This window comes from Marisediminitalea alba (assembly GCF_002993365.1).
In the GTDB taxonomy this organism is placed as follows: Bacteria; Pseudomonadota; Gammaproteobacteria; order Enterobacterales; family Alteromonadaceae; genus Alteromonas; species Alteromonas alba.
Genome location: NZ_PVNP01000167.1, coordinates 1 through 10,536, shown reverse-complemented (window position 1 = coordinate 10,536; position 10,536 = coordinate 1). Strand labels below are relative to the sequence as shown.

At 46.4% G+C, this 10,536-nt stretch carries 8 protein-coding genes; 4 read left to right on the top strand and 4 right to left on the bottom strand.

The window, feature by feature from the left end; genetic code table 11:
* The 4 genes from C6Y40_RS15205 to C6Y40_RS15190 form a co-directional block, all read left to right on the top strand.
* Positions 1–453 (top strand): IS3 family transposase (locus C6Y40_RS15205; protein WP_146129587.1); only part of this gene is annotated, 453 nt, incomplete at its 5' end.
* 196 nt (positions 454–649) lie between these two features.
* Positions 650–1,582, top strand: a complete 933-nt coding sequence (locus C6Y40_RS15200; protein WP_105935312.1) for an efflux RND transporter periplasmic adaptor subunit — start codon at positions 650–652, stop codon at positions 1,580–1,582.
* Between the two features lie 60 nt (positions 1,583–1,642).
* Positions 1,643–4,753 (top strand): efflux RND transporter permease subunit, encoded by a 3,111-nt coding sequence (locus C6Y40_RS15195; RefSeq protein ID WP_105935311.1) that lies wholly within the window; start codon positions 1,643–1,645, stop codon positions 4,751–4,753.
* A gap of 241 nt (positions 4,754–4,994) precedes the next feature.
* Positions 4,995–6,233 (top strand): tyrosine-type recombinase/integrase, encoded by a 1,239-nt coding sequence (locus tag C6Y40_RS15190; RefSeq protein ID WP_105935310.1) that lies wholly within the window; start codon positions 4,995–4,997, stop codon positions 6,231–6,233.
* Positions 6,234–6,437: 204 nt separating this feature from the next.
* Here the strand turns inward: C6Y40_RS15190 and C6Y40_RS15185 are convergent, their stop codons facing one another.
* From C6Y40_RS15185 to C6Y40_RS15170, 4 genes are all read right to left on the bottom strand, one after another.
* Complete coding sequence (locus C6Y40_RS15185) at positions 6,438–6,989, bottom strand: hypothetical protein (RefSeq protein ID WP_146129586.1); 552 nt, start codon at positions 6,987–6,989, stop codon at positions 6,438–6,440.
* Entirely contained in the window at positions 6,976–7,194 is a 219-nt protein-coding gene (locus C6Y40_RS25255) for a GDCCVxC domain-containing (seleno)protein (RefSeq protein WP_105935308.1), read from the bottom strand. Before C6Y40_RS25255 ends, C6Y40_RS15185 begins: the two co-directional genes overlap by 14 nt.
* Positions 7,182–7,568 carry an organomercurial transporter MerC gene (merC, locus tag C6Y40_RS15175; protein WP_105935307.1) on the bottom strand — a complete coding sequence of 129 codons (387 nt, stop codon included), beginning with the start codon at positions 7,566–7,568 and terminating at the stop codon, positions 7,182–7,184. The genes C6Y40_RS25255 and merC overlap by 13 nt, the downstream gene beginning before the upstream one ends.
* Before the next feature lie 218 nt (positions 7,569–7,786).
* Positions 7,787–10,536: Tn3-like element ISShfr9 family transposase (locus C6Y40_RS15170; RefSeq protein WP_105935303.1), on the bottom strand; the 2,750-nt coding region annotated here is incomplete at its 5' end.

Below are 10,536 nucleotides of genomic sequence, written 5' to 3'. Positions count from 1 at the left end.
GGCTGGCTGTATCTGGCCGTTGTCATTGATCTGTTCTCACGCAAAGTCGTGGGTTGGAGTATGGCGTCGCGGATGAATGCCCAGCTTGTGTGTGATGCCTTAACAATGGCTTTATGGCAACGTAAACCCAAGGCAGGCCTGATACATCATTCGGATCGTGGTTCGCAGTATGCAAGCCGACAATTTAGACAGCTACTGGCACAGTACAAGGTAACAGGTAGCATGAGCAGGAAAGGTGATTGTTGGGACAATGCCGTTGTAGAAAGCTTCTTCGGCACATTAAAACAAGAGCGAGTGCAGTGGCGTCACTACCAGAGTCGCCATGCTGCCCAGCAGGATGTCCTGCAATACATCACTATGTTTTATAACAGTCAGAGAATGCACTCATACTTGGATTACAAAAGTCCAAACCAATATGAGGCTGAAATGGCTAACTTAGGAAAAGCTGCTTAACTGGGTTGTGTGAATTTGCTTGACCACGTCAGTTTTTAAACACTCGCTTAGCGTTAATCAACGCGGCTACGCAAGTCCATCTTAGCAGCGCTGAAATAGAAGCGCTGACGGGTATTTCCCTCATAACTCAGCGCACCGCCAATCCATCAAGCGATGGAACGGCTGGTAATGCGCATTTCGATAAGAAGTAATGACGATGAACAAATTAAACCTTTTCCGCAAATTACCAAACCTATCGGCCTTGGCCACCACCTTAATGCTAGTGACTTATAGTTCCGCGCTATTTGCGGGTGAAGATGACCATGGTGAAGAAGGTCACTCCGATGAAGTGGTGACAATGAGCGCCACAACAGCAAAGAAAAATGACATCACAACAGTACAAGCCTTCGCTGGAGAACTTACGGTTTCAACCACGCTTTACGGTCGAATTAGTGCCGATCCCGCCTCACTTAGCCATATACGTGCACGATTTGATGGTGTGATAAAAAGCGTCAACGTCAACATCGGTGACAAGGTAAAAAAAGGCGATGTGCTAGCGTTAGTAGAGTCGAATGAAAGTTTAAAAAGCTATTCGATTACCTCACCCTTTGATGGCAGTGTGATTGCCAGGCATGCAAACAATGGTGAGCTGTCTAACGGACAGGTGCTATTTTCGTTAGCCAATTATAAAAACGTCTGGGCACAGCTGACCGTATTTTCACAACAGCTTGGTGAAATCAAGGTCGGCCAACGTGTTGGACTTAGCCATGCTGATTTTAGTCAAGTCACGACTATCGCTTACCTAACACCTTCGGCAGATGGCAATCCGCACTCACTTGCTAATGTTGCAGTTGATAATAGTGATGGTTTCTGGCCGTTAGGTACCTTGGTTAAAGCAAAGGTGACCACTGCCATTAAAGCTGCGAGTCTATTAGTACCTGTCTCTGCGGTTCAAGAATACGAAGACAATCAAGTGGTGTTTGTTCAGCATGGTGACGAATACACACCTCGCCCCGTCAAAATTGGCATGTCGGATGGAAAGCGTGTTGAAGTGCTCCAAGGGCTTACCGAAGGCGAGTCCGTAGTTGCGACCAATAGCTATTTGATTAAAGCAGACTTAGAGAAATCGGAGGCGGGTCATGATCACTAACGCCTCTATCAACACTCTATTTCAGCTAATAAAGCAAGTGAGTAAACGTGGAGGTTTAGCATGATAACTTCCATTTTACGCACGTCGATTAAAAGGCGCGGGATCTTTTTGATGTTAAGCTTTATCGTGATTGGGCTTGGTTTGTTTAGCTATCAAAAACTACCCATTGATGCCGTGCCTGATATTACCAATGTTCAAGTGCAAATCAACACGCAAGCGCAAGGTTATTCGCCACTTGAGACCGAGCAGCGCATCACCTTTTTGGTTGAAACTGCTTTGGCGGGTTTGCCTAACCTGGATTATACGCGATCGCTATCCCGGTATGGTTTATCGCAAGTCACCGCTGTGTTTGAGGAAGGAACGGACCTTTACTTTGCCAGAAACCTCATCAATGAGCGCATTGGCATTATTAAAAGTCAGCTACCACAAGGTATTGAGCCAGAAATGGGGCCGATTGCCACGGGATTGGGCGAAATCTACATGTATACATTGAGCGCAGAGCCTGGCACCAAAACGTCAGACGGAAGACCGTTTGATGCCATGGCACTGCGTGAATTGCATGATTGGGTGGTCAAGCCGCAACTGGCCTTGGTAAAGGGGATCACTGAGGTCAATGCCATTGGTGGATACACCAAACAATATCATATTAATCCTGATCCTCAATTGATGTTGAACTTTGGCGTCAGCACAGATGACTTGCTGCGTGCACTTAAACGCAATAATGCGAACCAGGGGGCAGGGTACATAGAGCGAAACGGCCAGCAAATACTGGTGCGTTCACAAGCGCAATTATCCACTATCGATGACATTGGCCAAGTGGTGGTGACACTTACAAACCAGTCTCCTGTGACGGTTGATGATATTGCTGAGGTTGCCATAGGCAAAGAGCTTCGCACCGGCGCAGCAACGCGCGAAGGGATAGAAACAGTGCTAGGCACAGCGATGATGCTGATTGGTGAAAACTCGCGAGCCGTTGCCTTGGCCGTCGCTGATAAAGTAGAAAAAATCCAATCCAGTCTACCTGACGGCGTGCTGATTGAAACGGTCTATGACCGCACGGCTTTGGTGGATAAAGCTATCGATACCGTAAGAAAAAACCTTGTAGAAGGGGCACTGCTTGTCATCGTGGTCTTGTTTTTACTCTTGGGCAATGTGCGAGCGGCCATCATCACAGCTGCGGTCATCCCCCTGGCGATGTTAGCAACTATTACAGGAATGGTACATACTGGCGTTAGCGCCAACTTAATGAGTTTGGGGGCACTTGATTTTGGTTTGATTGTCGATGGTGCTGTCATCATTGTCGAGAACTGCATTCGGCGCTTAAGTGAATCACAGCGGCGAACAGGCGCGGTGTTGCCATTAAAAGAAAGACTGGAAGTCGTATTTGAGGCGACCAACGAGGTAATACGCCCCAGCTTATTTGGCGTAATGATCATCACGATTGTCTATATTCCCATTTTTAGCTTAACAGGCGTAGAAGGCAAAATGTTCCACCCAATGGCGGCAACCGTCATACTGGCCTTATTGGCTGCGATGGTATTCTCTATCACATTGGTGCCCGCAGCGGTCGCGTTATTCATGTCAGGTAAGGTGAGTGAAAAAGAAAGTCCTGTCATAGTAGGCGCAAAATCGGTGTATCGCCCTGTATTATTGTGGGCGCTAAAACTCCGCTGGTTGGTCATGATTACAGCCTCTTTATTGGTGGTGGTAAGCGTGTGGTTAGGGATGCGTCTGGGTACTGAGTTTGTCCCTCAACTGGATGAAGGGGATATTGCCCTTCATGCCATGCGCGTGCCAGGCACTGGCATTGAACAAGCGGTGGATATGCAAAAACGGCTGGAGCAAACCATTATGCAATATCCACAAGTTCAAACAGTGTTTGCTAAAACCGGTACGGCGGAAGTCGCGACCGACGCTATGCCGCCCAATGTGACCGATACCTTTATGATGCTAAAACCACATGACCAATGGCCTAACCCTGAATTGTCCAAAGCAGAGTTTGTAGAGCAATTAGAGCGCGACTTACAAAACGTACCAGGCAATAACTATGAGTTTACCCAACCCATACAAATGCGCTTTAACGAGCTGATCAGCGGAGTGCGCGCTGATTTGGGTATTAAAATTTACGGTGATGATTTAACTACCTTGCGAAATACCGCCGTTAACATCTTGTCTGTTTTGCAAGATATACCAGGAGCCGCTGATGCACGTTTAGAGCAAGTAGATGAAATTCCCATTTTTACAGTCAACCCGAAACCTAATGCGTTGGCTCGGTACAATTTGGACGTCACTGACTCACAAATGTGGTTAAGTGCTTCCATTGGCGGTAAAGAAGCGGGGCTTATATTTGAAGGAGACAGGCGTTTTGAACTTATAGTGCGTTACCCTGAAGGTATTCGTAATAATTTAAATGCCCTGGGTAGCATTCCGATTATGACGGGTGAGGGGGCTTACGTCCCAATTTCAGAGGTTGCCCAACTTGAGTTTGCCAGCATACCCAGCCAAATTAGCCGAGAAAATGGTAAGCGCCGGATTGTCGTCACAGCCAATGTGCGTGATCGTGATTTGGGTTCATTTGTGAATGAAGCTAAACAACAGATTGCACAAAATGTCGACTTGCCTTCAGGTTATTGGTTGGATTACGGCGGTACATTTGAGCAACTAGAAAGTGCCAGTCAACGGTTGAGTCTTGTGGTACCCGCAACACTCTTTTTGATCCTGACATTACTGGTTATTGCGTTTGGTTCGTTTAAAGATGCACTGATTATTTTCACTGGCGTGCCGTTGGCGTTAACCGGTGGTTTCTTGGCGCTTTGGATAAGGGACATGCCGTTATCAATCTCTGCCGGAATAGGATTTATTGCATTATCAGGTATTGCGGTGCTCAATGGCCTGGTTATGTTGTCATTTATCCGGCAAAGACTGGACGAAACGGGCGACTTGATGAACTCGATTATTGATGGCGCATTGACACGTTTACGTCCGGTATTGATGACTGCACTGGTGGCAAGCCTTGGTTTTGTGCCCATGGCGCTCAACGTGGGTACTGGCGCAGAGGTGCAGCGACCATTAGCGACGGTCGTTATAGGGGGTATCATTTCCTCGACCTTGCTGACATTGTTGGTATTGCCAGTTCTATATAAGTTAGTTCACAGTAAATCCTCGGTTTAACAAACTGGGCTTTCTAATAGATGACGAAAGCCCTTATTTCAAATGTGATAATCAATTTTGAATTATTACTGTCTTTGCTAAGAATCCTAACGGCGAGATTCAGTATGGACTGGCAGTTACCCAAATCCTGGATTCTGGGTTCTGGGATACATACACCCTATGTCTAATACCCTTTAGTATTAGACATAGGGTGTAGGGGTAAGTTATAGTGTTGTCATCTTAACTTACAATCAAAACACACTTGGCCACCACTAAACCCACACCGTTGTTTCCTACGTATGCTGAGCTTGCAGAGCTCAGTCTGTCTGACTATCCTCAGCTAAGTTCATTCTTAGATAAGCAACCGACATGGATGAGACAGCACTGGGACTGGGCGAAAGAATATCTTTTATATATCGGACGCAACAAATCACAACACACGTATGTGCGATTTCGAAATGATATTGAGAAGTTTCTACTGTGGGTCTTCATGGTGGATAAGCAGCCAATAGATGACTTACGCAAAGCCGATATTTTACGTTACATTGATTTTTGTGTGGCGCCGCCGGTCAAATGGATAAGTACCCAGCTCCATGATCGATTTAGCCTTAAAAACGGTTACTTTGCTTCAAACCTTAAGTGGACACCGTTCAGGCAAACACCGCCCAAATACGATAAGGACAGAGTGCTCGATCCGAAAAAGTATCAACCGTCATTGCAGACCCTCGAATCTACCTTTGTGGCATTAAGTTCTTTTTACCGCCATCTCATCGATGAAGAAATTTGTTTCGGCAATCCCATTCCATTGGCGAAACGTGACTGTAAATATTTGATAAAAGACAGTCAGGTGAAGACGATCAGTCGATTAACGGAGCAGCAATGGCAGTATCTCTTAGATACCGCAGTTGAACTGGCAGATAACGACCCGCTTTTGGAACGCAACTTATTCGTTATTGCTACCATGAAAACCCTATTTCTGCGGCTTTCAGAGCTCTCAGAGCGCCAAGACTGGACACCGTTGATGAGTCATTTTTGGACAGATGAGGACAACAACTGGTGGTTTAAGGCCTATGGAAAAGGCAAAAAGATTAGAGATATCACGGTACCACCGGGTTATCTTACGTTTTTGAAACGATATAGAGAATGGCGTGGACTGTCACCGTTACCATCCAAAGGCGAGCAAACCGTTCTGGTTGAAAAAATTAGAGGACGCGGTGGTTTAACGAGTCGTCAAATCTCTAGGCTTGTTCAAAGCGTGTTCGATGCTGCATTTAATAAAATGAAAGCAGAACAAGGATTAGAAGCCGCACAAAAACTCAATGAAGCCACCACACATTATCTGCGTCATACCGGTGCCAGTATGGAGATTGAAAGAGATCGTCCATTGAAAGATTTATCTGAAGATTTGGGGCATTCTAGCAGTGCAACGACCGATACAGTTTATGTCCAGGTTGAACGAAAACGACGCGCGAAAAGTGGTAAAGCTCGTAAGGTGGAATAATCAATATTCTTCCGCTTTTTTGAATAACATTTATAAATTTTAGCTTTCAGGACTCAAGCATTGACTAGCTTTTACATTAACTTCAATTGTTCTTCACTCCTTAGCTACGATGGCTGACTATAACAAGTCATAAAAAGGAGAATTGAACGTATGCCATATGTAGGATAAAGGAGCGATTTCTAACCAGCATTTTAGTTTGAGTGGCTATTTATGAAACAACTTACGCTCCCACGTATCTATTGGAGATAAAGGGCCGGGACAATAATGTTCGAGAGTGCTGGATCCGGTTAATTTTGACCACAAATGTGGAATCGCTCGCATTTCGCAGCCAGGCGTCTTAATAGCAGCTGACAATAGGAATGAAACTCCTAAATGTCCGTATACGTATGTCATCCAGAGCATCGTAGATGCAGTTAAACCTGCGCCGAAAAAAGGCTGCTGATTTACTGCATCATATAAACTCGCTGCAAGGGAAATAAACCCAACAAAAAATTGAGGCCAGCGTTTAGCCTTTTTTGAGATACCGATGTCTATCACCGGTTTAAGTAAGTAAAAGCCGAGAATGACAGTGCATATGCTAACGAGATTTATCGGCCACCAACGTTGGATCATGCCGGGCACATCGTCCACAATTTGAATGACCAAGTCGATACAAATGACCCCGAGGCCCAATCTCACTAGCCGCCCTATAGGTCCTGGAGGTGAGAGAGTGCCGGGTTTGACAAAATCGTGTTCTGTCTGGTTATTCGCTTCCACAACAGTTGTCACTTTGTTGAATGGGAGGGCAAGCTACTGTGCCAAAGGAGCAATAAACGCAACAATCACCCGGCAGTGGTTTCAGTATTGTGTTACACCCCTCGCATTCGTAAAACCACTGGCAAGCATCAGTAGGCATTTGCTCGGTTTTTTGGTGCCCGCACTTGGGACATGAAATGGTGGAATCCAGTACTACACTCGACATTGTGGCCTCACAGGTTTAAGAAAATCGAAGACAGAAACTACTAACATCAGAATCAGTGCACCATAAAATAAGTAAGTGCTCCAGCCATATTGCCAAAGTGGATATAAGGTTAAAAGCACGGCAATTGGCCCCAGGATCGAGATAATTCCACGCAAGTGGTTTCTATGCAGCCACCAATTAGCGCCATTACCGAGTAAAGCAATCGATGCAAATATAGGAAGTAGCGTATTAATTGCCACACCTTCAAACTGAGACAAAAAACTTAAGCCTATAGTAGCACCAAAACTTCCTAGAACAGGGAAACAGGCAGCACAGCTGAGAGCTGAAAGCCATGTACCTGTCGAGCCTACTTTTTCTACGAGTGTTCCAAACATCAATTCACCTCATGTATTAGTGAACTAATTATAGGATCCGTACTTAGGTACGGAGTCAAGAGGTGTTATTCGTATAAGGAATCAAGTACAGGGCAATGGGACTTATCGTCATTCGAAGCACATTGGGGTTCTAGGGATTTTCCCCTCTAAAAAGACATAATCCTCTGTAGACCACACCAATAAATGGCTGCGGAGGTGGTTTACTTTCAGCTTGGAGCCTAATCATCCACTATCGGCCTTGTTATTTCGCCAATATTGGGCAATTTCCCAGTATTAGTGAAGTTATACGTTCCGCTTAAGTTGATATTTTGCCACGCAACGGGCGAAACAGCACGAGTGATACCCGCTTTCTCTTCATCTCCTCTCGCTTCAAAGTGTCCCAGCAGATGACTCAGTATCGCGGAGTTGAAGTAGATGATCGCGTTGGCAAGCAATCTTGCACATTCATTCCAGATAGCGATTTCACTCTCGTTTTTGCCTCGGAACTGATCGCCATTCACCGACGCAATAGCCCGTCTCAGGAAGTGCCACGCTTCTCCCCGGTTAAGGGCACGCTGAACGTACTGCCGCAAACTGGCATTGTCTATGTAATCCAGTAAATATTGCGCTTTGACCAGTCGATTATACTCCGTCAGCGCCTGTAATGTCGGGTGCCCCGAAGGATAACCAGACAACTTTCTTACCAGCATTGCCTGTGTCGTTCGCTTTGTCTGAAGTGACAGAACAATGCGCCTAATATCCTGCCATCCCGTTTCGATGACATTCGTCCTGATGGGCTTTTTCAGGGCAAGGTTGGTGCCGCCGTGTTCATTTTCAGTTACGTCAAACAGATCATTGATGACACTACTGAACTGCGCGTATCGCGGTGCAAAACTGTAACCGCATAGATCCAGTAAGGCGAAGTTAACATGATTGACACCGTGTGTATCTGTCGAGAGTACGTCAGGTTTGATTTCACTGCTGTTGGATTGTAACAGGTCATAAATATAGTGTGATTCGTGCTCGTTGGAACCGATGATCCGAGCATTGAGGGCGCTGTGGTTGGCCACCAGTGTCATGGCCGTGATCCCTTTGTTGGTGCCGAAATACTTAGAGGAGTACCGGGTTTTAAAGGTTTCCAGATGGGTTTCGAATTTCTGACCATCCGCACTGGCATGCAGCTGGTCCTCCTGAATATGGTAGTGGCGGAAGATGGGTAGCGCTGCAACCGCATTATTGATCACGTCGCTGGCGTCATGCAGCGTTTCAGGCCGGATATAGTTGGCCTGCACCGTACTCAGGTGTTCATAGCTTCGATCGGAGATCTGCGCCATGCCATACACACCACGGTGAGTGGCGTTGGCAATCAGAATGGCCAGTAAATCATCCTGATGAGTGAACCCTTGTTTTTGTATCGGAAGTACATGAGTCAGACATTTCATGAACCCGGTTTCGCGCTCTACATACCGCAGTACATCCGCGATACCGACCGGTTGCATTCGCTTAAAAAAGGGATTGTTGACCAGAGATGTAGCGCTTTTGGTCGGCAGACGCCAGCGGGTACCGGTACGATTTTTCATGATCACATTTCGATTGTCTCCCTCATCAATATGGAGAGCAACGTCTTTGAGTGCACTTTCCAGCCGGTGTTGTTTCTCCTGTAACAATAACTCTGCGGGCTGTTTTAGTCTGTCCAGTGTTGATGAGGCCAGCAAGGTATCCTGCGATGTCTGGGGGATCAGGTCGTCTTCCAGTGCGCGGTATTTGGTAACATTTGGCAAATAAATGCGTCCATTCAGTCGTGAGGTTAACTGCCGGTAGAGCAGCCATTCGTAACGTTGCGGGTTAACGTTATCCTGTTTAACCAACCATGGGAGGTGCTTTTTCGGGATGAGCGACGTATCCATCGTCTTCAGTGGTCCACCGAATGCGATTTCCGTCTGCATCTGTTGAAGTTGGGCGACGACGGCTTCTGAGCCTTTACCGGCCTCACATTCAAGGCACAAGAACACCTGCCTTAACAGTTGCTCCAGGAGATTGCATTGTTCATCGTAATGTTGCCACTGGTACTCTTCCACGGTCCGTTTCTGTTTTTTCAGGTAAAGGCAGAGGGTCTGGATATCCCTGTCATTCATGACCTTCAATGCCTGTTGTCTGACTACTGAGAAGGGTTGATTATCATCAATGTTCTCATCCACAAACAGATGCAGTAACTCTGCCGCTTTCGTGACATTGTCCGCGGCTGACTGCCAGGACAGGAACACTGCTTGTTGTGCAAAGGTGTTGGCAGCTTCTTGTTGCTTGCGGATATGGTAAATGAACCCATCAGTTAACCGTTCCAGTGCCAGTTGTATCCGCTCTGTCAGGTGACATAGCAACCATAGATGCTGCTGTGCGCGTTTGAATCGTTTGAGTTTACTACCGTAATAGTTGATGAGCTCACCGAAGTGTTGTCGATTTTTAAGAGACAGATTAAGCCCATCGATAACGCCATTGATTTGCGTGCGCCATGGCGCTAACTGATGATAAAGGGCAAGCTCTTTTTTAAGTTCAGGTACGGTCAGACTTTTTGCACCGCCTCTGAGCTGGTTCAGGCTTAGTCCGTCATCAATGGCTGTTATGCTGTCCAGAAAGACGTGAAGTTCAGGACTGGTGAGTTGATTAAGTTGGTGCGCCAGGTCTTTTCTGACCTGCTGCATCGCTCTGCTTATCAGTCTCTGGAGTACGGTGTACCTAGGGATAGCAATGCTGTGACTGGTTAGGAATTCAATAGCAGTATCAAAGAGGTAACGCGGCTCCAGCCAGGCATTGCCCACCTGAACAAGGTGGTCGAAAAGAGAATTGAAGTGCTGACTTTCGTCCCATTTGTGATAACCAGCAAGGTCTAATACTTTTGCGTAGAGTCGATCTTTTTGTTTTTGTGAGGGAGTGAATGGTCTGAGCCCCTTGCCGCCAAGCAGCTCTTTACTGATGAACATTAAATCCTTAG

What these genes read in the sequence shown, in the direction of transcription:
- C6Y40_RS25255 (WP_105935308.1), bottom strand. Translation starts at nt 7,194, where the DNA reads ATGTCGAGTGTAGTACTGGATTCCACCATTTCATGTCCCAAGTGCGGG.
- C6Y40_RS15200 (WP_105935312.1), top strand. Translation starts at nt 650, where the DNA reads ATGAACAAATTAAACCTTTTCCGCAAATTACCAAACCTATCGGCCTTG.
- merC (WP_105935307.1), bottom strand. Translation starts at nt 7,568, where the DNA reads ATGTTTGGAACACTCGTAGAAAAAGTAGGCTCGACAGGTACATGGCTT.
- C6Y40_RS15195 (WP_105935311.1), top strand. Translation starts at nt 1,643, where the DNA reads ATGATAACTTCCATTTTACGCACGTCGATTAAAAGGCGCGGGATCTTT.